Origin of the sequence: Streptomyces sp. SID12501, from assembly GCF_010550245.1 — a bacterium.
GTDB lineage: Bacteria > Actinomycetota > Actinomycetes > Streptomycetales > Streptomycetaceae > Streptomyces.
The window spans coordinates 96,680-120,878 of record NZ_JAAGLU010000026.1 but is presented as its reverse complement, the minus strand read 5'-3'; the positions used below and the strand labels follow the sequence as shown (position 1 = coordinate 120,878).

Genomic DNA, 24,199 nt, shown 5'->3' with positions numbered 1-24,199 from the left:
TTTGACCGAAGTCGTTGAGGTAGGTACGCTCAGACCTTGTGCCTGGGGTGTGCCCTGGCCCTCGTGCGTGCCTTCGAACCGCGCGGGGAGCCGTAAGTGACCACCGCAATCTGCGCCCTTCTCGCCTCGCGGCGGGAGTCTGCAGTATTCGACACACCCGACCGCGTGGGTCGGTGATGTTCCAGGTTAGCTTCACCATCGGCACACAGAAACCGGAGAAGTAGTGCCTACGATCCAGCAGCTGGTCCGGAATGGCCGGCAAGACAAGGTCAAGAAGAACTTGACGCCCGCGCTTGAGAACTCGCCCCAGCGGCGGGGCGTCTGCACGCGTGTGTTCACGACCACCCCGAAGAAGCCGAACTCGGCCCTGCGTAAGGTCGCGCGCGTGCGTTTGACCAGCGGGATCGAGGTCACCGCTTACATTCCGGGTGAGGGACACAACCTGCAGGAGCACTCCATCGTGCTCGTGCGCGGCGGCCGTGTGAAGGACCTGCCCGGTGTTCGCTACAAGATCATCCGCGGCTCCCTCGACACCCAGGGTGTCAAGAACCGCAAGCAGGCCCGCAGCCGCTACGGCGCCAAGAAGGAGAAGTAGAAAATGCCTCGTAAGGGCCCCGCCCCGAAGCGCCCGGTCATCATCGACCCGGTCTACAGCTCCCCTCTTGTCACGTCGCTGATCAACAAGGTTTTGATGAACGGCAAGCGCTCCACTGCCGAGCGCATCGTGTACGGCGCCATGGAGGGCCTGCGCGAGAAGACCAGCAATGACCCGGTCATCACGCTGAAGCGCGCGCTGGAGAACATCAAGCCGACCCTCGAGGTCAAGTCCCGCCGTGTCGGTGGTGCGACGTACCAGGTTCCGATCGAGGTCAAGCCCGGTCGCGCCAACACGCTCGCGCTGCGCTGGCTGGTCGGTTACTCCCGCGCCCGTCGCGAGAAGACGATGACCGAGCGTCTGCTCAACGAGCTTCTCGACGCTTCGAACGGCCTCGGTGCGGCCGTCAAGAAGCGCGAGGACACCCACAAGATGGCCGAGTCCAACAAGGCCTTCGCGCACTACCGCTGGTAGTCGCAGCCCACATCGAGACCGAGAGAAGACCGAAGCCTTATGGCTACCACTTCACTTGACCTGGCCAGGGTCCGCAACATCGGGATCATGGCTCACATCGACGCGGGTAAGACGACCACCACTGAGCGGATCCTCTTCTACACCGGCGTCAGCTACAAGATCGGTGAAGTCCACGACGGCGCTGCCACCATGGACTGGATGGAGCAGGAGCAGGAGCGTGGCATCACGATCACCTCTGCTGCCACCACCTGTCACTGGCCGCTTGAGGACAACGACTACACGATCAACATCATCGACACCCCCGGGCACGTCGACTTCACCGTTGAGGTAGAGCGCTCGCTGCGCGTCCTCGACGGTGCCGTCACCGTGTTCGACGGCGTCGCGGGTGTCGAGCCGCAGTCCGAGACGGTGTGGCGTCAGGCCGACCGTTACGGCGTGCCGCGCATCTGCTTCGTCAACAAGCTCGACCGGACCGGCGCGGAGTTCCACCGCTGCGTCGACATGATCAGGGACCGCCTCGGTGCGGTGCCGCTGATCATGCAGCTTCCGATCGGTGCCGAGATGGACTTCAAGGGCGTTGTGGACCTGGTCCGCATGAAGGCGCTCGTGTGGTCCGCCGAGGCCGCCAAGGGCGAGATGTACGACGTCGTCGACATCCCGGCCACGCACATCGAGGCTGCCGAGGAGTACCGCGGCAAGCTCGTCGAGGCCGTCGCCGAGCACGACGACGACATCATGGAGCTGTTCCTGGAGGGCCAGGAGCCCACCGAGGAGCAGTTGTACGCCGCGATCCGCGCCGTCACCATCGCGTCCGGCAAGTCCAACGGCGTCACGGTCACCCCGGTGTTCTGTGGCACCGCGTTCAAGAACAAGGGCGTCCAGCCCCTGCTCGACGCGGTCGTGCGCTACCTGCCGACCCCCCTCGACGTCGAGGCCATCGAAGGCCACGACGTCAAGGACCCCGAGGTCGTCGTCAAGCGCAAGCCGTCCGTGGACGAGCCGCTGTCCGCACTGGCGTTCAAGATCATGAGCGACCCGCACCTGGGCAAGCTCACCTTCGTCCGGGTTTACTCGGGCCGCCTGGAGACCGGCACTGCCGTGCTGAACTCCGTCAAGGGCAAGAAGGAGCGCATCGGCAAGATCTACCGCATGCACGCGAACAAGCGTGAGGAGATCGAAGCGGTGGGCGCCGGCGACATCGTCGCCGTGATGGGTCTGAAGCAGACCACGACCGGCGAGACGCTCTGCGATGACAAGAACCCGGTGATCCTGGAGTCCATGGACTTCCCGGCGCCGGTCATCCAGGTCGCCATCGAGCCCAAGTCCAAGGGTGACCAGGAGAAGCTGGGTGTAGCCATCCAGCGTCTCGCGGAGGAGGACCCCTCCTTCCACGTTCACTCGGACGAGGAGACCGGCCAGACCATCCTCGGCGGTATGGGCGAGCTGCACCTCGAGGTGCTGGTCGACCGTATGAAGCGCGAGTTCAAGGTCGAGGCCAACGTCGGCAAGCCGCAGGTCGCGTACCGCGAGACGATCCGCAAGGCCGTCGAGCGTCACGACTACACGCACAAGAAGCAGACCGGTGGTACCGGTCAGTTCGCCAAGGTGCAGATCGCGATCGAGCCGATCGTGGACGGCGACGCTTCGTACGAGTTCGTGAACAAGGTCACCGGTGGCCGTATCCCGCGGGAGTACATCCCGTCGGTGGACGCCGGTGCGCAGGAGGCCATGCAGTTCGGCATCCTGGCCGGCTACGAGATGACTGGCGTCCGCGTCATCCTTCTCGACGGCGGCTACCACGAGGTCGACTCCTCCGAACTGGCGTTCAAGATCGCCGGCTCGCAGGCCTTCAAGGAGGCCGCGCGCAAGGCCAGCCCCGTGCTCCTGGAGCCGATGATGGCCGTTGAGGTCACCACGCCCGAGGACTACATGGGTGAAGTCATTGGCGACATCAACTCCCGCCGTGGTCAGATCCAGGCCATGGAGGAGCGTGCCGGTGCCCGCGTCGTGAAGGGCCTCGTGCCCCTCTCGGAGATGTTCGGCTACGTCGGTGACCTCCGCAGCAAGACCTCGGGTCGCGCAAGCTACTCGATGCAGTTCGACTCCTACGCCGAGGTTCCCAGGAACGTCGCCGAGGAGATCATCGCGAAGGCCAAGGGCGAGTAACGCACCCCCTTTACACGCTTTAGGCTTGACCCGACCGCCGGGGAGACCCGGGAGGGAAATCCCCGGCGGACGGCATCCCAGCAAAGATCACCTGGCGCCGATGAGTAAGGCGTACCAGAACCACTCCGCAGGAGGACCCCAGTGGCGAAGGCAAAGTTCGAGCGGACTAAGCCGCACGTCAACATCGGCACCATCGGTCACATCGACCACGGTAAGACGACCCTCACGGCCGCCATTACCAAGGTGCTGCACGACAAGTTCCCGACCCTGAACGAGGCCTCGGCCTTCGATCAGATCGACAAGGCGCCCGAAGAGCGTCAGCGCGGTATCACGATCTCGATCGCGCACGTCGAGTACCAGACGGAGGGTCGTCACTACGCCCACGTCGACTGCCCGGGTCACGCGGACTACATCAAGAACATGATCACCGGTGCCGCGCAGATGGACGGCGCGATCCTGGTCGTGGCCGCCACCGACGGCCCGATGCCGCAGACCAAGGAGCACGTGCTCCTGGCCCGCCAGGTCGGCGTGCCGTACATCGTCGTCGCCCTGAACAAGGCCGACATGGTGGACGACGAGGAGATCCTGGAGCTCGTCGAGCTCGAGGTTCGTGAGCTCCTCTCCGAGTACGAGTTCCCGGGCGACGACCTGCCGGTCGTCAAGGTCTCGGCGCTCAAGGCGCTCGAGGGCGACGCCGAGTGGGGTCAGTCGGTTCTCGACCTCATGGCCGCCGTCGACGAGGCGATCCCGACCCCCGAGCGTGACGTCGACAAGCCGTTCCTCATGCCCGTCGAGGACGTCTTCACGATCACCGGTCGCGGTACGGTCGTCACCGGCCGTATCGAGCGTGGTGTCCTGAAGGTCAACGAGACCGTTGACATCATCGGCATCAAGCAGGAGAAGACCACCACCACGGTCACCGGCATCGAGATGTTCCGCAAGCTGCTCGACGAGGGCCAGGCGGGCGAGAACGTCGGTCTGCTCCTCCGTGGCATCAAGCGCGAGGACGTCGAGCGCGGCCAGGTCATCATCAAGCCGGGCTCGGTCACCCCGCACACCTCGTTCGAGGCGCAGGCGTACATCCTGTCCAAGGACGAGGGCGGCCGTCACACGCCGTTCTTCAACAACTACCGCCCCCAGTTCTACTTCCGTACCACGGACGTGACCGGTGTCGTTACCCTCCCCGAGGGCACCGAGATGGTCATGCCGGGCGACAACACTGAGATGACCGTCGAGCTCATCCAGCCCATCGCCATGGAAGAGGGCCTGAAGTTCGCCATCCGTGAGGGTGGCCGGACCGTGGGCGCCGGCCAGGTCATCAAGATCAACAAGTAGTTCTTGTTGGCTTGACAGCCTGACCCGGTAGCTCTCACGAGCTTCCTGAGGAGGCCCGTACGACTTCGGTCGTACGGGCCTCTTCGCTGTGCCCGGGTTTGCCTGGTTGCTGTAACGAAACTATTCGGCGCGTACGACCCGTTCCCCCCGCTGGTCACTCCCCCCACTATTTGTCATGCCACTGACCAAATTCGGGCGGAGGGGTGGGTACGTCATGTCTGGGTCCGTCAGCCGAAGGGCTGTGCTCGGTGCGGGGGCCGGTCTTGCCGCGGTGCCGGTGCTGTCGGGGGTCGCACGGGCGGGAGAGGGTGCGGTGCGCCGCACGGACCCCGGTGCGTACATCTCGTTCACCGGCGGCGCGTTCGCGGTCGTCGGGGCGCCGGTCGTCGTCAGCGCCGACGACCACCCCGGAGTCGTACGGGTCGCCGGTGACCTGCGGGACGACATCGAACGCGTCACGGGCGTACGTCCGGCTGCCACCGTCGCCCGCGAGGTGATCCTCGTCGGCACGATCGGCCGCAGCCCGCTGATCGACGGTCTGGTCCGCGCCGGCAAGCTGGACGTCGGGGGCATCGCCGGCCGCTGGGAGACCTCGCTCCAGACGGTCGTGGAGAACCCGATGCCGGGCGTCGACCGGGCGTTCGTCATCGTGGGCAGCGACCCGCGCGGCACGATCTTCGGGGCGTACGACGTCTCGTACGGCATCGGAGTCTCGCCCTGGTACTGGTGGGACGACGTACCGCCGGTCCACCGGGACGCGGTGTACGTGCTGCCGGGGAGGCATACGCAGGGCACCCCGGCCGTGAAGTACCGCGGGATCTTCGTCAACGACGAGAACCCGGCACTCGGTACCTGGGCCCCTCGGTTCTTCGGCCCCGGAAAAGCGCCGGGTCACCCCGGAGGCTTCAACGCGGCCTTCTTCGAGCGGGTCTTCGAGGTGCTGCTGCGCCTGAAGGCGAACTATCTCTGGCCGGCCGTGTGGGGCAGGGCGTTCGCCGAGGACGATCCGGAGAACCACGCGAGTGCGAAGGCGTACGGCATCGTCATGGGCACGTCCCACGAGGCGCCGATGATGCGGGGCATCGAGGAGTGGAACCGGCACGCGGTACCGGCCGTGCGCGACAGCGCGGGGAACGTGGTGACTCCGGGGCGGGACCCGTACGGGGGCACGGGCGAGTGGTCGTACCGTCGGAACGCGGCGGCCGTCCGGGCGTACTGGCGCGACGGCATCCAGCGGATGGTGGACGAGGAATTCGAGGGCGTCGTCACCCTCGGCATGCGCGGCAACGGCGACACGAGCCTCCCGGACGGCGACGGCATCGAGCTGATGCGGGAGATCATCGAGACGCAGCGCGGGATCATCGCGGAGGTGACCGGCAAGCCGGTGCAGGAAACCCCGCAGGTGTGGACCCTGTACAAGGAGGTCCAGCGCTACTGGGACCGGGGGTTGAGAGTCCCCGGCGACGTCACCGTCGTCCTGACCGACGACAACTGGGGCAACATCCGCAAGCACCCGGACCCGTCGGAGCCGGCGAGGGGCGGCGGCTACGGCCTGTACTACCACTTCGACTACGTGGGCGTAGGCCGCAACTACAAGTGGGTGGACACGACTTCACTGCCCAACCTCTGGGACCAGCTCCACCAGGCCCACGCGTACGGCAACCACGGCCTGTGGGTGGCGAACGTCGGAGACCTGAAGGGCAACGAACTTCCGGCGGAGTTCTTCCTCGACTACGCCTGGAATCCGGCCCGTTGGGACTCGTCCAACCTGGAGGAGTGGGAACGGCGGTACGCCCGCCAGAACTTCGGCGCCGAGCACGCGACGGCGATCGCGGCGGTACTCGCCGAGTACGGGCGGCTGCAGGCCCGCCGCAAGCCCGAGTTGCTCAACCGCCGCATCACACTCGACCCCGCGAAGGACCCGACGAAAGACGAGTCGGCGATCGTGTACGACGACCAGGAGACCCCCTTCGCCTTCGGGCACCGGGAGTTGGAGCGGGTGACGGAGGACTGGCGGAAGCTGGGGAATGAAGCGGAGCGGGTGGGCAGGAGCCTGCCGGCCCGGTCGCAGGACGCGTGGTACGAGCTCGTCGGGTACGCGGTGGAGGCTACCGCGAACCTGTACGGCCTGCGCGAGGCCGAGTTCAAGAACCTCCTGTACGCGTCCCAGGGGCGCGCGGCGACCAACGACCGCGCGGCGGAGGCGGAAGCGGGCCTGGAACGGGACTTCGCGCTCGCCGACCGCTTCAACCACCAGGTGGTGGGCGGCAAGTGGGAGGGCTTCCAGACCCAGCCGCACATCGACTACGGGGACGTGGCACGGTACGGGCCCAACGCGCCCTGGCAGCAGCCCGAGAAGAACAACGTGGCGTTGCCGGATGTGCTGTTCCCGGCGGTGCGGCGCCTGGAGCTGCCGGTGGACGGGGAGTTGGGGGTGTCGGTCGACGGGGCCGAGGACTCGGGGGAGTGGTGGCCGGCGGGATCCTCCGGTTCGGCCGCACTGCCGGTGTTCAGTCCGTACCAGACGCGGCCCGGCCAGTACGTCGAGGTCTTCAACCGAGGGCGTACGCCCTTCGAGTACCGGGTGGAGTCGTCGGCGCCGTGGCTGGTGATCGACCGGCGGAGGGGGCGGGTCGAGCAGCAGGTGCGACTGGCGGTTTCGGTGGACTGGGCGCGGGTGCCGGACGGTCGTACGGACGCGTTGCTGACGGTGTCGGGTGCGGGGGCGTCGGTGACGGTCGGGTGCGTCGCGGAGAAGCCGTCGCGCAAGCAGCAGCGAGGGCTGCGGGGGTTTGTGGAGGCGGGGGGCTATGTGGCGATCGACGCCGACAACTACATGCGAGGGGTGGGGAGTTGGCGGCGGTCGAACCGTATCGGCCGCACGGGCGCGGGGATGACGCCGTGGCCGGTGACGGCTCCGCGTCGCACGCCGGGCGGGGGTTCGGACGGGGGTTCGGACGGGGCTTCCTCCGCACGTCTGGAGTACGAGGTCAGCCTGCTGTCGGCGGGTGAGGTGACGGTGTGGGCGTATCTGTCGCCGCGCAACCCGACGCTCCCGACGGGCGGGCTGCGCTACGCGGTCTCGTTCGACGGGGCCGAGCCGCAGCAGGTCGACATCCACGCGGTCACGGGTGCGAACGACGGCCTGATGAACAAGCAGTGGGCCCGCCACACGTCCGACAACGTGAACGTGACGGCGACCAGGCACACGGTGGCTGCGGCGGGCGTCCACCGGCTGAAGTTCTGGGCGGTCGACCCGACGGTGGTGGTGCAGCGCCTGGTGATCGACACGGGCGGGCTGACACCGACGTATCTGGGACCGCTGGAGAGCCGTCGCGTTCGCTGAGCAGGCAACAGGCAACAGGCAACAGGTCATCGGCAGTTGGTCATCGACGAAGGGGCCGTACATGAACGTCTTCCGCATGCCCGTTTCCGCCGTGGCGCTGGCGGGGGTGGCTCTCCTGATCACCGGGGCAGCCGCCCAGCCGGCGTCGGCGCACCCGGAGCCCGTCCCGCTGAGGACGCTGGCGGCCGGTACCGGCGTACGCATCGGCACGGCCGTGGACATGGCGGCGCTGGCCGACGACACGACGTACCGCAGAACGACCGCACGGGAGTTCAACTCGGTGACCGCCGAGAACGTCATGAAGTGGGAGTCGGTGGAGCCGAGCCGGGGGACGTACAAGTGGGGGCCGGCGGACGACCTGGTCCGCTTCGCGCGGGCGCACGGGCAGGCGGTACGGGGGCACACGCTGGTGTGGCACAACCAGTTGCCGGGTTGGCTGACGACGGGGGTGGCGGACGGCTCGATCGGGGCGACCGAGCTGCGGGCCGTACTTCGGGACCACATCACCAAGGAGGTGAAGCGGTACAAGGGCCGGATTTATCAGTGGGACGTGGTGAACGAGGTCTTCGAGGACGACGGTTCGTTCCGGAACTCCATCTGGCTGCGTGAGCTGGGCCCGTCGTACATCGAGGACGCCTTCCGCTGGGCCCACGCGGCCGACCCGAAGGCCAAGCTGTTCCTGAACGACTACAACGTCGAGGGCGTCAACGCGAAGTCGACGGCCTACTACGACCTGGCGAAGCGGCTGCGGGCGGAACGGGTCCCGGTCCAGGGCTTCGGCATCCAGGGGCACCTGGCCATCCAGTACGGCTTCCCGGGCCAGGTCGCCGAGAACCTCGCCCGCTTCGAGAAGCTGGGCATGCAGACGGCGTTCACAGAGGTCGACGTACGCATGATCCTGCCGGTGGACGCCACGAAACTGGCGACGCAGGCGACGTACTTCCGGGGGCTGCTGGACGCCTGCCTCCAGGCGCGGCGCTGCACTTCGTTCACGGTGTGGGGCTTCACGGACAAGTACTCGTGGGTGCCCGGGGTCTTCGGTGGCCAGGGTGCGGCGACGCTGATGGACGAGGAGTTCGGGCGGAAACCGGCGTTCGCGGCGGTGGCGGAGGGGCTGGGGGAGGGGGCCTGACGGCTCGCGGTGACGGTCGGCCGGCGTGATCGGGACGTAACGTGTCACCAAATTCACGGCAATGATTCACAATCCCCCTCCCTGCGGACCCGGTTCTGTGTGGCGAAGGCGTCGATCTCCCCGATAAATTCTGTTCTTTGATCGCACTGTTGTTTCACGGGGGATCCACCATGAGTGATCTGCGTCTCGACGACACGATATTCGCGGACCTGAAAAAGACCTTTTCGTCCATAAGTGACCGGATGGAGACGACCCGGCGCAGCCTGCGCAGCGCGGACGCCTCGTGCGTCGGCGAGAGCGGACTGGTTGATGACGTGCAGGACTTCGCCGACGACTGGGGCTACGGCATCAAGCAGCTCGGCAAGCACACCCAGGGTGCCGTGAAGATGATCAACAAGATCGCCGAGACCTTCGACGGGCTCGACCTGGAGCTGGCCGAGTCGCTCAAGGCCGCCAAAGCCTCGAAGAAGGGCAAGTGACGTGGCCGGCCAGCGGATCGTCCCGCCGAGCATAGGTTGGGATCCCACCCCGGGGGATGTCGAGGACACCCGGGAACTCGCCAAGCGGCTCGGCAAGCTGGCGAGCGAACTCGGCACCGCGCTGGGGAAGTTGGAGCGGATCGAGTGCGGCGCCTGGAAGGGCAGGACTGCGCTCGCGTTCACCGAGTACATAGGCGAGGACGTCACCCCGCTCATCCGCAAGAGCCACGAGTCCTTCGACAAGGCCTCGCGGGCCCTGCACCGATGGGCGGGTGAACTCCAGGACTTCCAGGACGAGACGGACCGCCTGGACAAGTCCGCCAAGGAGAAGCTGGACGCCCAGGTGCAGGCCAAGGAAGGCACCGACGAGTACGGCAAGGCCTCCGGTGACGTGAACGGGGCCATCCAGAAGGTCCACGAACTCGAAGAGCGCTACCGGCGGGCCGCCGGTCACATCAGCAGAGAGCTGGACAAGGCCGCCGACATCGCCCCCAACGAGCCCGGCTTCTGGGACAAGCTCGGCACGGGGATCGCCGATGCCTGGGGTGCCACGGGCGACTGGCTCACGGAACACGCCGACCTGATCAAGGCGATCGGTGATGTGCTCGGCGACATCACCGCGGTGCTGGGCATGCTGGCCATCGTCACGCTTCCCTTCCCACCCCTCGCGGCCATCTTCGGCACGGCCGCGCTCATCGGCGCGGGGCTCACGCTGGCGGCTCATGGCATCGCCAAGGCGGCTGGTGCGGATGTGAGCTGGACGCAGGTGGGGCTCGATGCCGTGGGGTTGCTGCCGGGGATCGGGATGTTCGGGAAGGGGGTCAAGGTGGTCGGCGCCGCCAAGGCCGCGGCGACGGCGAGCAGGCTGGGCAAGGGCTTTCAGGTAACCAAGATCGCCGGTGAGTCGCGAGTCCTCCTGGCCTTCGGTAAGGAAGCCCAGGGACTCGCAGGAGGGCTGGGAAAGGCCGGCCTGGTGAAGATCGGGGGCATGTCGCGCAATGCCTACGAGGTCGCGCATACCGGCAGCGGCTTGATGTCACGCATGGGGGGCCTCTCCGTCGCGGGCTATCACCAGGGTCAGTTGATCGGCACCAAGGGAGCCGGTCTCCTCGGGATGAAGGTCAGTCCGTTCGGAGCCGGAGGCATTGCCCTAGACGCGGGTCTCAAGATTGCTCCCAAGATCTACGCGCACGTGGCTGGTGACTAATCCGGGAACTGATCTCGGCTGACCGGCCGTTCGATGCCGTGTGGCATGGTGACGTGCGGCATGCGAGGTCCTAAGCAGCTACGAAGGAGGATTCGTACAGATATGAGCGTCTGGGAGCCTGAACCGGATGAGATATTCATTGCTCGCGCTCCGGTCACCTTCGCCACGGGCGCGGCCACACGCGTCAGCGGGATGCGATGGTTTCGCGACCCCGAGCGCAACGACATTCAGAGCGAACTCGTCGGCTGGCCCGAAGGGCCGACGTATGCAGCACATTCCGTGGGAGGCACGGCCGCTCGGACCACCGCCAAGGGTGTGGCGACCGTGGTGGGCGTCGCCGTCCTGGCTTTCCTCTCCGCACACGGAGGGAACCTCAGCGGCTTCTCGGGCTCCGAGCGAGGCACGGACACCTCGGACGACCAGGCGGACGAGATCGACGACTTCCCTGTGATGTGGGCTGAGCCTGGCAGCATCGCTCGTGCCTTGCCCTGGCAGCTGGACCCCAGCCGCTCCTCCGAGAAGCGTTACCGCACGCACGCGGTCATCACTGACCGTCGGCTCGTGATCGTAGGCTTCCCTTATATAAAGGGACACCACTATCGCGTGGACGATGATTTTCTCTGGGCGACCCCTCGGTCCACCATCGAGAAAATCGAACTGCGTGACTTCAAATCCGGGCAGGATACGAAGATTGCCTTTACGGACGGCTCATGGTGCAGGCTGAGCAGCATGAATCGAGAAAGGCTCACTCGGTATCTGATCGAACCTCTCGACTTCATTCCGCTGGACGCCCTCACACCGGCACAGCGGAACACCGCCGAAGCCTTTGCGGTGGCCCAGGCGCCGGATGCCGAGCTGCCGCTGGTGAAGCGGAACTCGTGCGGTTGTTTCCGGGTCGAGGTCGTGGCACTGAGCGCGGTTGACGCGGTCTTCGGCCACTCCGGTCTGGACATGGTCATGGACGCGAATGGCACCGAACTCAAGCTCACTGAGTACCACCCGGAAGACTTCCTGACCTGACAACAGTGCTGCACCCGACCAGAACGGCTTACCTCGCCACATGCTCCCCGCCGCCGACTCCACGACCGCTCAGCACGTCAATTCCGCGGACGGCAACTTCCCGCCCCTCTGGTTCCTGGCTCCGGAGGGCTTTTTCACCCTGCCTGTCGCCGCCACCCCCGAAGAACGCGCCGCCCGCGCCCACTCCTTCGTACGAGAGCTGTACTCCCGAGGCGACGAGAACGTCTGGGAGCCCGCTGCCCCGTACTACGCGGCGATAGCCGAGATGATGGGGAACACCGGCGTCTCGTACGCCGCGATGGGTCTGTTCTCCACGGTGGAGGAGGACGACTCCGCCACCGAGGAGCCAACCAGGTACGAACCCTCCGACGGCATCGCCCAATGCGCCCTCACCGTGGCCATCGCCCCCACAGATCAGAAACCCGGCGACACCGACGTCGTCGCCCAGGGCATCCTCGCGATGCTCTCCAGTGACCCGTTCAACGACGCCATCTGGCTCGATCTGCCGTGCGGGCCGGCGGTCTCCTGCATCACGGTGCGCGAGTACGACCTCAATCCCGAGATGACGGCCGACGCGGAGGAGGCCAAGCTCCTCACCGGGCAGATACAGGTCCATGTCCCCTTTCCCACGGGCCCGTTCACAGCGGTCTTCACCCTCCATACGGCTTCCATGGACCACTGGGCCCAGATCTACGGCCTGATGACGGCCATCCTCCAGACGCTCTCGTTCGTCGACCCGACCGCGGAATCGGCGGAGGACCCGATAGAGGCGTGACCTCACCCCACCCCGCACTCCGCCCAGACCGTCTTCCGAGGGCGCGGCCCCAGCCCCACCCCCCACCGGTCCGCCAACGCCTCGACGATCACCAGTCCCCGCCCCGACTCGCTGTCCGGTGCCGCCTCCCGCACCCCCGGCAGCAGGTCGTCCCGGGTGTCCGTCACCTCGATGCGGAGGGTGGTGTCGATGACGTACAGCATGAGCCGGAAATCGCGCCCAGGTACGCGGCCGTGGGTCACCACGTTCGCCGCGAGTTCCGCGACGAGATGCTCCGCGGGGTCCAACGGGAGCCCCCAGTCGCGCAGTTGCTGTACCGCGAGCTGACGGGCCTGCCTGGCTCCACGCGGCGTGGGCGGCAGGAGGGCGCTGAAGTTGCGGATGTGGCCGGTGTATTGGGTCCGGTGATCGGCGGTTTCCTGATTCATGTCACTCAGCGTGGCTGAACATGTTTGCCTTGACGTGCGGTGACGCCTGTGCGTATCCGCGCTGTCCGGTTCTTGTCTCGCTCTGTCTCGGCTGTCTCGGATGACGTGCGGGTACGGGTGCGCGTTGGAGGTGGGTGGGCATGAGCAACGAAAACGACGGTATTGAAGGTGTGGACGAGTCCGGCTGGGACCTCGAACCCGGTGACGAGAGTGCGCCGTTGATCGAGGCGGTCGGGCGACTCGTCAAGTTCTGCCGTGAGCAGGCCGGGATGAGGGTGGCCGACTTCGCCCAAGTCATGGGGTACGGCGAGGACATGATCCGCAAGATCGAGCGCGGGGACCGGATTCCTCGGGTGGAGTTCCTGGACCGGGCCGACGAGATCCTGAACGCGCGTGGGCATCTGCGGGCGTTCCTGGAGGACGTGGAGAAAGCTCGGTACCCGAAGAAAGTGCGGGATCTGAAGCAGAAAGAGGACAGGGCGGTTGAGCTTCAGCTGTACAGCAACCACAACATCCACGGTCTGTTGCAGACGCCGGAGTACGCGCGGGTGTTGCTGGGGACGTGGAGGCCGACGTACTCGCCAGGAGAGCTGGAACGCATGCTGGCAGGACGCGTGGCTCGCAAGTCCATTTTCGAGCGCGAGCCCGCGCCTGAACTGAGCTTCGTGCAGGAAGAGGTCACGCTGCGCCGCCCGGTTGGAGGCACAATGGTGTTGCGTCGGCAGCTTGAGCACATGCTGGAGGTTGCCCAACTGCCTTATGTGGAACTCCAGGTGATGCCAACAGCCTGCGCGAACCATCCGGGAACGGGTGGGCGGATCCAGGTGATGAAGTTCGCGGATGGGACGGGGGCCGGGCGGATGGACGACGATTTCGGAGGGCGGCCGGTGTCCAACCTGAGGCAACTCCGGGTCCTTGAGCTGCGGTATGGCATTATCCGGGCCCAGGCTCTCTCACCGGAAGAGTCGGTGGCGTTCATTGAGCAAGTGCTGGGAGAAACATGATCCGTAGGGAATCCGGGTTGTCGTGGTACAAGAGCAGCTACAGCGACAGCAGCAACGGCAACGACTGCGTCGAGATAGCCACCGCACCCGATGGCATCCACGTCCGCGACTCCAAAGCCACCCAGGGCCCCCGTCTCACCCTCGCCCCCACCACCTGGGCCGAGTTCATCTCGTACGCGTCCGGCAGTTGATCACACCGGTGTAGCCTTTCCGCTCCCTTTGGAATCCCTTGGGACATCGGAGAGGTCTGAATGAACCGAAGACGTACAGCCGCCGTGATCGCAACAGCAGGGGCCCTCGCGCTCTCGGTGCTCAACGCCCCGGCCGCGCAGGCGAAGGACACGGGCATCGTCGTGACGGACCTCGTCATCAACGACTACAAGCCGATCGTTGTCGGCACGTCGAGGGTGGTGGAACCGCCCGTCAGCCTCTATGTAACCCTGCCTGCCGGGTACAGCACGGCTGATTCGTTCCGCTGGGACGTGTCCCCCTTCCTTTACCGGGGAAGCCTGGCCAACCATGGGTACAACTACGTGGGGCTAGGCAGTCTCACCTGCTACGAGCTCAGCTCCCAGAAGGCCCGTTGCGAGGGCCACCTCCGTATCGATCCCGATCCGACGCGCTACGACGTCGACTCCAACAGCGACGCCACAAAGTGGAAGATCGGCTTGCACCTCAGACTGCTCAAGGCCAATGGCAACCTCCAGGCTGAGGAGAGTGAGTCAAGGCCCGGAACACTCTCCCTCCGCCGAGCCGCCAAGCTCTCCGTCGCCGACGCCACCCCCGAGCCTGTCGCCAAGGGCAAGAAGCTCACCCTCAAGAGCAAGCTGACCCGGGCGAACTGGACCACCAAGAAGAACGATGGCTACGGCAACAGCAAGATCAGTCTCCAGTTCCGCGCCAAGGACGCCACCTCGTTCAAGACGCTGAAGACGGTCAAGACCAACAGTGCGGGTGCCCTGAGCACCGCAGTCACCGCCACCACCGACGGGTTCTTCCGGTGGGTGTACTACGGCAATACCGTGACCGGCACCGCGACCAGCGGCCAGGACTACATCGACGTGCGCTGACCTGACGCCCGACCAGTTGGGTTGACCGTCTGTCGGAGCCGCGCCATGTGTGTGCGGCGCCGACAGACGGCGCGCTGCGGTCGGCCGGACTTCGGCTACTGGTCCGCGAAGATCTCCGCAGCGGAGGTGGCGGTGAGGGCGCGGGTGAGCCAGGTGCGCAGGGTCTCGGTGTCGTCGCAGGCCGTGATCCGGTCACGGATCTCGTCGGTCACGTCGAGGCCGCGCTGCTCCAGGACGAGCAGTATGGCGGCGGCCTGGCCCTCGGCTTTGCCTTCGGCCTTGCCCTGCGCTCGGCCCTGTGCTCGCCCTTCGTCGCGGATCTCTTCCGCGATGTAGGACTTGTAGAAGGAGAGGTCCACGGCCACCAGTTTCCTCCAGTACTGCCTGGCCGGGCGGTCGCCCAGGCCTTGTGCGGTGAATTCGATGATCGGGTCTGCGATGTCCTCGGGCTCACCCTGCAGGGCGGTGGACAGTGCTTTCAGTATGACAAAGATGTCCGGATCGGTCGCGTGCGTGATGGCGGACAGGGTGGCCAGTGCGAGGTCGGCGCGGGCCTCGTCCGGGTCGGTGACGACGGGGGTGTTGTGCGGTCCCACCACGAGGGGCGTGAGGGTGAGCGTGGGCAGTCCGGGCGGGCCACTGGTCACCGGTTGCTGGGCCCATTTGGCGACGGCGCGGTCCTGGCACACGACCATGAGCGCGGTGGGTACCTTGTACGTGGTCCACAAGTACGACGTGTAGTACGCCCAACTCGCGGGCTTGGCCAGGTTCTTGGTGCGCTGGGACTCGATGGCGAGGAGATAGGAGCCGTGCTCGGCGCTCCTCAGCCGTAGGAGGGTGTCAACGCGACGTTCGACGGGCTCGGTCTCGGTGAGGTCGGTGGGCATGACGGTGACTTCCACCGGGGTGGGGAGGGAGAAGCCGAGCGCGTCCGAGAGGCGGCTGAAGAGGCGTGGATCGTGCTGGAAGATGCGGTGCATCGCTTCATGGGGCGCGCTGACCATAAGGGTCCCTGGGAGTGTGAGTTGGTACGAGTCATACGGGAAGAAATTGCCTATGGCATGTGCCAGGACGAATCTTGCTGCGAGCGTAGGAGTTCAACACGGCCTGGCAGCAGCCAAGTTGGTGATGTTCACCCTGAGAGGTGAAGGACTCCGAGAGCTGATTCGCTGTGGAGTTGACGGCATTCGCCGCATCTGCCGGGCTCCGGACCGCGGAAGGCCCGCTCACAGCCGTCGCAGTTCTGGAGTGGGTGCCGGACGGGTGATGGCCCGGCCGGTGCGCGGTACGGCGCCGGGGGCGGCAGTTTCTCGGTGAGGCGGTGGGCGAGGAATGCGGCTGGGCGGCGCATGCCTTCGGGTGGGAGGTCGCTGGTCAGTGCGTGTCGTACGGCGGTGGGGCTGGTGTCGCGTTCCAGCCAGGCGGCGACGCCGGGTGCGAGGTGGGCCGTGTCGCAGGCGGACAGGAGCAGGTCGGGGTCGTGGCGGCGCAGGCCGGCGAGGAGGTCGGTCGCGGCCTGGAGAAGGCCCTGCCCCTTGTATGTGGGCTGCGGTACGGCGGGGAGGGGCTTGCGTGGGGTGCGCTTCTTGGGCGGGCCGGGGGTGCTGGTGGGGTGCGCGGGGCGGGTGGGCTCGGCGGCCCTGTGCTCGGGGGCGGGCGCGTGGTGGGGAGCGGGCCCCGGACGTGACGCCGGTCGGGGCTTGGAGTCCGAGTCCGGCTCAGACTCCGGCTTGGTACGGCGATCGGCGTGGCCCTCGGTGTGGCGTCCGGGCTGGTTGCAGGAGACGGTGCGGGTGACGATGTTGCCGCCGGTGGTGCGTTCGCGGGTTCGGCGCAGGTAGCCGTGGGTTTTGAGTTCGCGCAGGGCGGCGGCGATGCGGTCGGGGCCCTCGGGGAATCTCTTGGCGAGGGTCTTGATGTCGACGGGGGAGCCCGGGGCCAGCGACTGGATGTGGGTGCCCAGCCCGATCCCGAGCAGCGACAGGTCGGGGTGCTGGGCGAGGTGGTTGCCGATCACCGTGAAGCGGGTGGTGTGGCGGACGTTGTCGTGGATCACCCCGGAGACGCCGGATTTGGGGCGCCGCTGGGGGTGATTTTTGCCCGCCGAGCGGGACTGGGCGCACGGGGGCGCACTAGGGTTCTGCGTATCCATCGGGAAGCTTCTATCTTCCTTGGTGGTCAGGCCCTCGCATTGGGATTGCAGTCCCGGCGAGGGCCGTCGCATGTCTGGAGTTGTCTGTGACGTGGTCGTGCCGCGTTGGGCTGAGCGTAAGGCAGGCAACCGGGCACAAATCCAGCGAAGTTGCTGATGTTCACTCGGGCGAGTGAGTCCGCGCGGAAGCGGCCGTGGCCGCCCCCTGTCCGGCGAACGGGAGGGAAGGTGCGGTTTGGTGGGTTCTTTTATCTCCCGTGTTTCTTTGAAATAGAGCGCCGGGCCCGCCTGCGCACACGCCACCGGGACACACGTTCCCGGGTTCCGGTGTGACCTGTGCGTTCGGGGTGTACGCCGAAACGACAGATGGCGCCAGGGCGTCCTCAGGTATGCGAGGGCTACTCCAGCAACAGGCTTACCCGCAGGCCGAGTTCATCTCGTACGCTTCCGGCAGTTGATCGAGCGACTGTTGGAAGAAGGTGTGCATGAACACAGGTATACGGGGCCGAAGACGTACCGCCGCTGTGATCGCAACAGCAGGGGCCCTCGCGCTCTCGGTGCTCAACGCGCCGGCCGCGCAAGCGCAGGACACGGGCATCGTCGTGACGGACCTTGTCATCAACAACGGCAAGCCGGTGGTGGTCGGCACGTCGAGGGTGGTGGAACCGTCCTTCACCTTCGATATGACCCTGCCTCCGGGGTACGACACGAACCACCCGCTCCGCTATGACGCGCAACCCTTCCTGTACCAGCGAAGCGTTCTGTCTCCCGAGGTACAGCTGAGCCTCAGGACCTGCTACGAGGTCAGCCTCAAGAAGGCCCATTGCGAGGGCACGCTCTCCATCGACCCCGATCCGTCGCAGGGGCAGATCGTCTCCAACCGTGACGCCACCAAGTGGAAGATCGGCGTGGCCCTCGCGCTGTTCAAGGCCAACGGCGAAGTGGTCCAGGAGTTCGAGACAAGGCCCGGAGGTGTCTCCCTGAGGCGTGCCGCGAAGCTCACCGTCGCCGACGTCACGCCCGAGCCGGTTGCCAAGGGCAAGAAGGTCACTGTCGTGGGCAAGTTGACCCGGGCGAACTGGAGCACCCACAAGAACGGTCCCTACGCCGGCAGTAGCGTGAGTCTTCAGTTCCGTGCCAAGGGTGCGAGCACCTTCAAGACGCTCAAGAAGGTCACCACCAACAGTGCGGGTGCCCTCCGTACTCAGGTCACGGCCTCCACCGACGGGTTCTTCCGGTGGGTGTACTACGGCAACACGACCACCGGCACCGCGACCAGCGGCCAGGACTACATCGACGTGCGCTGATCGTCGTACGACGTCACCGGGGTCGTTCGGGACCCTCCGGTCAGTGCGTGAGCCGTGCGCCCAGCAGTGGCAGCAACCGCTCCCGCAACAGTCGCCGGGCCGGGTCCCAGGACGCCCACAGGAGTTTGTGGCGGGTGCCGTCCGTCATGACCACCTCCAGGCCGGAGGTGGTCACCCCGCCGTGCAGACGTGCCGTGGCCATTTCCGCGAACGGGATCAGCTTGTTCGTGGGGTGAGCGGCCAGGACCGTCGCCGGGTCGTGGGCGATGAGCCGGTAAGGATCCCGTGCCGTCGGGCCGGAGCCGGAACTGTAGGAGTTCGCCACCGTCGTCATGAAGCCGCTGCGGATGCGCAGCAGGCCCTCGGGGAGCAGCCACAGCTCGCCGTGGATCCAGTCCAGCCAGCCTGTCGTACAGGTACTGGTCAGCAGGCGGGCCTGCACCAGGCGTACGCGGGACGCGCGGGCCACCGATTCCGTCAGCAGCGCGCTCCACGCGTCGAGGGACGAGACCCGGTGGCGTTCCTGGACGAACCCGGCCTTCACGAGGAGGAAGACATGCGCTCGGCCGGCTCCGTACAGCTGCACGACGAGTTGGCCCGCCCAGGCCGGGGACGTGATCCGTACCTCCAGGGCGGTTACGTCCGCTGCCCACAGGCCGTCCGAGACCTGCAAGCCCTCTGCCCGCCAGTCCCGTATGTGCGACTCCAGGCGGGTCGCCGCCTCGTTCAGGTCCATGTCATGCGTCACACCAGGATCATGGCCGATGCCGCCGACCGGGGGACACGCCCCGTGCGCGTTTGACCTTCGTCACCCTGCGGGTATTCTCTCCGGCTCGATTGGCGGAGGCGCTGCCCCGTATGGCAGACTGTCCGAGTTGCTCGGTCGAGTTGTCGATGCTGCGCGCCTCCCGCCGGGAGGACCGAAAGCGAGTCCCACAGTACTCGTCGCCCAATCTGTCGTAAGGCAGCGCTGGGGCGGACGTACGGGAATCTTTCGGGAAGTGTCAGTGCGGCACCGGCCAGGCGCCCGGTGGGTTCGCGTCAGGAGAATTTGACGCAGTCGCCCCCGGCCCGCGGTTCCGGAAGGGTCGTGCTTCCCGTGCAGGGACGTCTCATATGGGACATCTGTGTCGGTGAGAGCGCGACACACCCGACCGCGTGGGTCGGACAAGCAGGACGGCGAAGTGAGTACGGAACACCGGGTTCCAGAGCGTACGAAGAGACAGGACTACTGAGTAGCCATGGCGGGACAGAAGATCCGCATCCGGCTCAAGGCCTACGACCACGAGGTCATCGATTCCTCGGCGAAGAAGATCGTCGAGACGGTGACACGCACTGGTGCGTCGGTCGCGGGCCCGGTGCCGCTGCCCACTGAGAAGAACGTGTACTGCGTCATCAAGTCCCCGCACAAGTACAAGGACTCGCGGGAGCACTTCGAGATGCGCACGCACAAGCGCCTGATCGACATTCTCGACCCGACGCCCAAGACCGTTGACTCTTTGATGCGACTCGACCTCCCGGCCGGTGTCGACATCGAGATCAAGCTCTAGGGGACGGTGATCTGAGAATGGCTAAGCAGATCAAGGGCATCCTGGGCGAGAAGCTCGGCATGACGCAGGTGTGGGACGAGAACAACCGTGTTGTTCCCGTCACCGTCGTCAAGGCCGGTCCGAATGTCGTGACCCAGGTCCGTACGAATGACTCCGACGGCTACGAGTCGGTCCAGATCGCCTTCGGCGAGATCGACCCTCGCAAGGTGAACAAGCCCCTCAAGGGTCACTTCGCCAAGGCTGACGTCACCCCCCGCCGCCACCTCGTCGAGATCCGTACCGCTGGTGCCAGCGAGTACACCCTCGGCCAGGAGATCACCGCCGAGACCTTCGAGGCCGGCGTCAAGGTGGATGTGACCGGCAACAGCAAGGGCAAGGGCTTCGCCGGTGTCATGAAGCGTCACAACTTCCATGGTCTCGGCGCCGGCCACGGTGTCCAGCGCAAGCACCGCTCTCCCGGCTCCATCGGTGGCTGTGCCACCCCTGGCCGTGTCTTCAAGGGCATGCGCATGGCGGGCCGCATGGGTAACGAGCGGGTCACCACCCAGAACCTGACCGTCCACGCCGTTGACGCGGAGAAGGGTCTGCTGCTCATCAAGGGCGCGATTCCTGGTCCGAACGGCGGCCTCGTCCTGGTCCGCACCGCGGCCAAGGGGGCCTGAGGTACCGATGAGCACTGTTGACATCCTTTCGCCCGCTGGCGAGACAACCGGAAGCGTCGAGCTCCCCGCGGAGATCTTCGGCGTAGAGAAGATCAGCATCCCGCTGCTTCACCAGGTCGTCGTCGCACAGCTGGCCGCTGCCCGTCAGGGCACGCACAAGACCAAGACCCGCGCCGAGGTCCGTGGTGGCGGTAGGAAGCCCTACCGTCAGAAGGGCACCGGCCGCGCCCGTCAGGGTTCGACCCGTGCGCCGCAGTTCGCAGGCGGTGGCGTCGTCCACGGCCCGCAGCCGCGTGACTACTCGCAGCGGACCCCGAAGAAGATGAAGGCCGCGGCCCTGCGCCACGCCCTCACCGACCGGGCCCGCAACGCTCGAATCCACGTGATCACGAGCGTGATCGAGGGCGACAGCCCCTCCACCAAGGCCGCGAAGAGCTTCCTCGGCAAGGTCAGCGAGCGCAAGAACGTGCTCCTGGTCATCGAGCGCTCCGACGAGGCCGGGCTGCTTTCCGCCCGCAACCTGCCCCAGGTGCACATCCTGGACCCGGGCCAGCTGAACACGTACGACGTTCTCGTCTCGGACGACGTGGTCTTCACCCAGGCCGCTTTCGAGTCCTTCGTGTCCGGCCCCAAGGCCACTGACACCGAAGGGAGCGAGGTCTGATGGCGATCCGTCACCCCGCTATTGCCTCCAAGGCGGCCAAGGCCGCCAAGGCCGCGCGCGTCGCCAAGGCGAAGCGCCACGAGGCCGAGGGCAAGAACACCGTCGTCACGCCGGTCAGCAAGTCGTACACGGACCCCCGTGACGTCCTGCTGAAGCCGGTCGTGTCCGAGAAGAGCTACGCGCTCATCGACGAGAACAAGTACACGTTCATCGTCGCTCCCGGCACCAACAAGACCCAGATCAAGCAGGCCGTCCAGGCGGTCTTCTCGGTCAAGGTCACCGGGGTCAACACGATCAACCGCATCGGCAAGCGCAAGCGCACCAAGAGCGGTTTCGGTAAGCGCGCTGACACCAAGCGCGCGATCGTGACCCTCGCCGAGGGCGACCGTATCGACATCTTCGGCGGTCCGGCCGCGTAAGCGGGTCGGATCGTCCGATATCGGACGAGGACTGAGAAATGGGAATCCGCAAGTACAAGCCGACTACGCCGGGCCGCCGTGGCTCCAGCGTCGCCGACTTCGTCGAGGTCACGCGGTCCACGCCGGAGAAGTCGCTGGTTCGCCCCCTGCACAGCAAGGGCGGCCGTAACAATTCCGGTCGTGTGACCGTTCGCCACCAGGGTGGCGGACACAAGCGCGCCTACCGTGTCATCGACTTCCGTCGTCATGACAAGGACGGCGTGCCGGCGAAGGTCGCGCACATCGAGTACGACCCCAACCGCACCGCGCGCATCGCGCTGCTGCACTACGCGGACGGCGAGAAGCGCTACATCATCGCCCCCCGCAACCTGTCGCAGGGTGACCGCGTCGAGAACGGTCCTGGGGCCGACATCAAGCCGGGCAACAACCTGGCGCTCCGCAACATCCCGGTCGGTACCACGATCCACGCGATCGAGATCCGACCCGGTGGCGGCGCCAAGTTCGCCCGCTCCGCCGGTGCCTCGGTGCAGCTGCTGGCGAAGGAGGGCACGATGGCCCACCTTCGTATGCCCTCCGGCGAGATCCGTCTGGTCGACCAGCGCTGCCGCGCCACGGTCGGCGAGGTCGGCAACGCCGAGCAGAGCAACATCAACTGGGGCAAGGCCGGCCGCAAGCGCTGGCTCGGCGTCCGCCCGACCGTCCGCGGTGTGGCGATGAACCCGGTTGACCACCCGCACGGTGGTGGTGAAGGCAAGACCTCCGGTGGACGTCACCCGGTCTCGCCGTGGGGTCAGAAGGAGGGTCGTACTCGTTCGCCGAAGAAGGCTTCGAACAAGTACATCGTCCGCCGCCGCAAGTCGAACAAGAAGCGCTAGGAGCGGGTTTAGATGCCGCGCAGTCTCAAGAAGGGACCCTTCGTCGACGACCACCTCATCAAGAAGGTGGACGTACAGAACGAAGCCGGTTCCAAGAACGTCATCAAGACCTGGTCCCGTCGCTCGATGATCATCCCGGCCATGCTCGGCCACACGATCGCGGTGCACAACGGCAAGACCCACATCCCGGTGTTTGTCACCGAGTCGATGGTCGGCCACAAGCTCGGCGAGTTCTCGCCGACGCGCACCTTCCGGGGTCACGTCAAGGACGACCGGAAGTCGAAGCGCCGCTAACGCGGAGTGGAATCGACCATGACAGACACTGGAAGGACAACCATGGAAGCCAGGGCCCAGGCGCGGTATATCCGCGTTACGCCCATGAAGGCCCGCCGAGTGGTGGACCTTATCCGTGGCATGGATGCCACGGAGGCTCAGGCGGTCCTGCGTTTCGCCGCGCAGGCCGCGAGCGTGCCGGTCGGCAAGGTGCTTGACAGCGCCATCGCCAACGCCGCGCACAACTACGACCACACCGACGCCGGCAGCCTCGTCATCACCGAGGCGTACGTCGACGAGGGTCCGACCCTGAAGCGGTTCCGCCCGCGTGCCCAGGGCCGCGCCTACCGGATCCGCAAGCGGACCAGCCACATCACCGTGGTCGTCAGCAGCAAGGAAGGAACCCGGTAATGGGCCAGAAGGTTAACCCGCATGGGTTCCGGCTCGGCATCACCACGGACTTCAAGTCCCGGTGGTACGCCGACAAGCTGTACAAGGACTACGTCGGTGAAGACGTCGCCATCCGTCGGATGATGACGTCCGGCATGGAGCGCGCCGGCATCTCGAAGGTCGAGATCGAGCGCACCCGTGACCGCGTCCGCGTCGACATCCACACCGCGCGTCCGGGCATCGTCATCGGCCGCCGTGGCGCCGAGGCCGACCGTATCCGCGGCGACCTGGAGAAGCTGACCAAGAAGCAGGTCCAGCTCAACATCCTCGAGGTCAAGAACCCCGAGCTCGATGCTCAGCTGGTCGCTCAGGCCGTCGCCGAGCAGCTGTCCTCCCGCGTCTCCTTCCGTCGGGCCATGCGTAAGAGCATGCAGTCGACGATGAAGGCCGGCGCCAAGGGCATCAAGATCCAGTGTGGTGGCCGTCTCGGCGGCGCCGAGATGTCCCGCTCGGAGTTCTACCGCGAGGGCCGTGTGCCCCTGCACACGCTCCGCGCGAACGTGGACTACGGCTTCTTCGAGGCCAAGACGACCTTCGGCCGTATCGGTGTGAAGGTCTGGATCTACAAGGGCGACGTCAAGAACATCGCCGAGGTCCGCGCCGACAACGCCGCTGCCCGTGCGGGTAACCGCCCGGCTCGTGGCGGTGCCGGCGCTGGCGCCAGCGACCGTCCGGCCCGTGGTGGTGGCCGTGGTGGCGAGCGTGGCGGCCGCGGCCGCAAGCCGCAGCAGGCTCCCGCTGCCGAGGCCCCCAAGGCCGAGGCTCCGGCGGCTGCCGCTCCGGCTGCTGAAAGCACCGGAACGGAGGCCTGACCGA

At 66.4% G+C, this 24,199-nt stretch carries 26 protein-coding genes; 22 read left to right on the top strand and 4 right to left on the bottom strand.

The window, feature by feature from the left end; translation table 11 throughout:
* Positions 1-223: 223 nt before the first annotated feature.
* From rpsL to G3I71_RS29070, 10 genes are all read left to right on the top strand, one after another.
* Positions 224-595, top strand: a complete 372-nt coding sequence (rpsL, locus tag G3I71_RS29115) for a 30S ribosomal protein S12 (protein WP_164319046.1) — start codon at positions 224-226, stop codon at positions 593-595.
* Between the two features lie 3 nt (positions 596-598).
* Positions 599-1,069 (top strand): 30S ribosomal protein S7, encoded by a 471-nt coding sequence (rpsG, locus tag G3I71_RS29110; protein WP_164319043.1) that lies wholly within the window; start codon positions 599-601, stop codon positions 1,067-1,069.
* A gap of 39 nt (positions 1,070-1,108) precedes the next feature.
* On the top strand, positions 1,109-3,235 hold the full coding sequence (gene fusA / locus G3I71_RS29105; RefSeq protein WP_164319041.1) for an elongation factor G: 2,127 nt from the start codon (positions 1,109-1,111) through the stop codon (positions 3,233-3,235).
* Between the two features lie 141 nt (positions 3,236-3,376).
* On the top strand, positions 3,377-4,570 hold the full coding sequence (gene tuf, locus G3I71_RS29100) for an elongation factor Tu (protein WP_164319038.1): 1,194 nt from the start codon (positions 3,377-3,379) through the stop codon (positions 4,568-4,570).
* A 214-nt stretch (positions 4,571-4,784) separates the two neighbouring features.
* Positions 4,785-7,916, top strand: a complete 3,132-nt coding sequence (locus tag G3I71_RS29095; RefSeq protein ID WP_164319035.1) for a glycosyl hydrolase 115 family protein — start codon at positions 4,785-4,787, stop codon at positions 7,914-7,916.
* 61 nt (positions 7,917-7,977) lie between these two features.
* The gene (locus G3I71_RS29090; protein WP_164319033.1) at positions 7,978-9,048 is read left to right on the top strand and encodes an endo-1,4-beta-xylanase; all 1,071 of its coding nucleotides are present in this window, start codon (positions 7,978-7,980) and stop codon (positions 9,046-9,048) included.
* 170 nt (positions 9,049-9,218) lie between these two features.
* Positions 9,219-9,527, top strand: coding sequence for a hypothetical protein (locus tag G3I71_RS29085; RefSeq protein WP_164319030.1), 309 nt, complete (start codon positions 9,219-9,221; stop codon positions 9,525-9,527).
* Position 9,528: 1 nt separating this feature from the next.
* Positions 9,529-10,734, top strand: coding sequence for an enoyl-CoA hydratase/isomerase family protein (locus tag G3I71_RS29080; RefSeq protein WP_164319027.1), 1,206 nt, complete (start codon positions 9,529-9,531; stop codon positions 10,732-10,734).
* Positions 10,735-10,836: 102 nt separating this feature from the next.
* Positions 10,837-11,754, top strand: a complete 918-nt coding sequence (locus G3I71_RS29075; protein ID WP_164319024.1) for a hypothetical protein — start codon at positions 10,837-10,839, stop codon at positions 11,752-11,754.
* 40 nt (positions 11,755-11,794) lie between these two features.
* Positions 11,795-12,529: a hypothetical protein gene (locus G3I71_RS29070; RefSeq protein ID WP_164319022.1), complete on the top strand. Its 735-nt coding sequence runs from the start codon at positions 11,795-11,797 to the stop codon at positions 12,527-12,529.
* A 2-nt stretch (positions 12,530-12,531) separates the two neighbouring features.
* On the opposite strand, the gene G3I71_RS29065 is transcribed toward G3I71_RS29070, so the two are convergent.
* A complete protein-coding gene (locus tag G3I71_RS29065) occupies positions 12,532-12,957 on the bottom strand; it encodes an ATP-binding protein (protein WP_164319019.1) in 426 nt (141 codons plus the stop codon).
* Between the two features lie 140 nt (positions 12,958-13,097).
* Between G3I71_RS29065 and G3I71_RS29060 the strand changes: the two genes are divergently transcribed.
* Genes G3I71_RS29060 through G3I71_RS29050 form a run of 3 tightly spaced genes read left to right on the top strand, consistent with a single transcriptional unit; the run spans position 13,098 to position 15,031 of the window.
* Positions 13,098-13,961 (top strand): helix-turn-helix transcriptional regulator, encoded by an 864-nt coding sequence (locus G3I71_RS29060; RefSeq protein ID WP_164319015.1) that lies wholly within the window; start codon positions 13,098-13,100, stop codon positions 13,959-13,961.
* Positions 13,958-14,152: a DUF397 domain-containing protein gene (locus G3I71_RS29055; protein WP_164319012.1), complete on the top strand. Its 195-nt coding sequence runs from the start codon at positions 13,958-13,960 to the stop codon at positions 14,150-14,152. Before G3I71_RS29060 ends, G3I71_RS29055 begins: the two co-directional genes overlap by 4 nt.
* A gap of 60 nt (positions 14,153-14,212) precedes the next feature.
* Entirely contained in the window at positions 14,213-15,031 is an 819-nt protein-coding gene (locus tag G3I71_RS29050; RefSeq protein ID WP_164319009.1) for a hypothetical protein, read from the top strand.
* Between the two features lie 95 nt (positions 15,032-15,126).
* On the opposite strand, the gene G3I71_RS29045 is transcribed toward G3I71_RS29050, so the two are convergent.
* Complete coding sequence (locus tag G3I71_RS29045) at positions 15,127-16,035, bottom strand: hypothetical protein (RefSeq protein ID WP_164319006.1); 909 nt, start codon at positions 16,033-16,035, stop codon at positions 15,127-15,129.
* A gap of 128 nt (positions 16,036-16,163) precedes the next feature.
* Complete coding sequence (locus G3I71_RS29040; protein WP_164319003.1) at positions 16,164-17,183, bottom strand: helix-turn-helix domain-containing protein; 1,020 nt, start codon at positions 17,181-17,183, stop codon at positions 16,164-16,166.
* A 485-nt stretch (positions 17,184-17,668) separates the two neighbouring features.
* Between G3I71_RS29040 and G3I71_RS29035 the strand changes: the two genes are divergently transcribed.
* Positions 17,669-18,490, top strand: a complete 822-nt coding sequence (locus tag G3I71_RS29035; protein WP_164318999.1) for a hypothetical protein — start codon at positions 17,669-17,671, stop codon at positions 18,488-18,490.
* 40 nt (positions 18,491-18,530) lie between these two features.
* Here the strand turns inward: G3I71_RS29035 and G3I71_RS29030 are convergent, their stop codons facing one another.
* Positions 18,531-19,238, bottom strand: a complete 708-nt coding sequence (locus tag G3I71_RS29030) for a hypothetical protein (protein WP_164318996.1) — start codon at positions 19,236-19,238, stop codon at positions 18,531-18,533.
* 493 nt (positions 19,239-19,731) lie between these two features.
* Between G3I71_RS29030 and rpsJ the strand changes: the two genes are divergently transcribed.
* Genes rpsJ through rpsC form a run of 8 tightly spaced genes read left to right on the top strand, consistent with a single transcriptional unit; the run spans position 19,732 to position 24,195 of the window.
* A complete protein-coding gene (rpsJ, locus tag G3I71_RS29025; RefSeq protein WP_003948644.1) occupies positions 19,732-20,040 on the top strand; it encodes a 30S ribosomal protein S10 in 309 nt (102 codons plus the stop codon).
* A 17-nt stretch (positions 20,041-20,057) separates the two neighbouring features.
* Positions 20,058-20,702 (top strand): 50S ribosomal protein L3, encoded by a 645-nt coding sequence (gene rplC, locus G3I71_RS29020; RefSeq protein ID WP_164318993.1) that lies wholly within the window; start codon positions 20,058-20,060, stop codon positions 20,700-20,702.
* A 7-nt stretch (positions 20,703-20,709) separates the two neighbouring features.
* A complete protein-coding gene (gene rplD, locus G3I71_RS29015) occupies positions 20,710-21,366 on the top strand; it encodes a 50S ribosomal protein L4 (RefSeq protein ID WP_164318990.1) in 657 nt (218 codons plus the stop codon).
* Positions 21,366-21,785 (top strand): 50S ribosomal protein L23, encoded by a 420-nt coding sequence (gene rplW / locus G3I71_RS29010; RefSeq protein WP_164318987.1) that lies wholly within the window; start codon positions 21,366-21,368, stop codon positions 21,783-21,785. Before rplD ends, rplW begins: the two co-directional genes overlap by 1 nt.
* A gap of 38 nt (positions 21,786-21,823) precedes the next feature.
* Positions 21,824-22,660 carry a 50S ribosomal protein L2 gene (rplB, locus tag G3I71_RS29005; protein ID WP_164318983.1) on the top strand — a complete coding sequence of 279 codons (837 nt, stop codon included), beginning with the start codon at positions 21,824-21,826 and terminating at the stop codon, positions 22,658-22,660.
* A gap of 12 nt (positions 22,661-22,672) precedes the next feature.
* Complete coding sequence (gene rpsS, locus G3I71_RS29000) at positions 22,673-22,954, top strand: 30S ribosomal protein S19 (RefSeq protein WP_006376029.1); 282 nt, start codon at positions 22,673-22,675, stop codon at positions 22,952-22,954.
* 42 nt (positions 22,955-22,996) lie between these two features.
* Positions 22,997-23,344: a 50S ribosomal protein L22 gene (gene rplV, locus G3I71_RS28995; protein WP_164318980.1), complete on the top strand. Its 348-nt coding sequence runs from the start codon at positions 22,997-22,999 to the stop codon at positions 23,342-23,344.
* Positions 23,344-24,195: a 30S ribosomal protein S3 gene (gene rpsC / locus G3I71_RS28990; protein ID WP_164318977.1), complete on the top strand. Its 852-nt coding sequence runs from the start codon at positions 23,344-23,346 to the stop codon at positions 24,193-24,195. Before rplV ends, rpsC begins: the two co-directional genes overlap by 1 nt.
* The last annotated feature ends 4 nt before the right edge of the window (positions 24,196-24,199 follow it).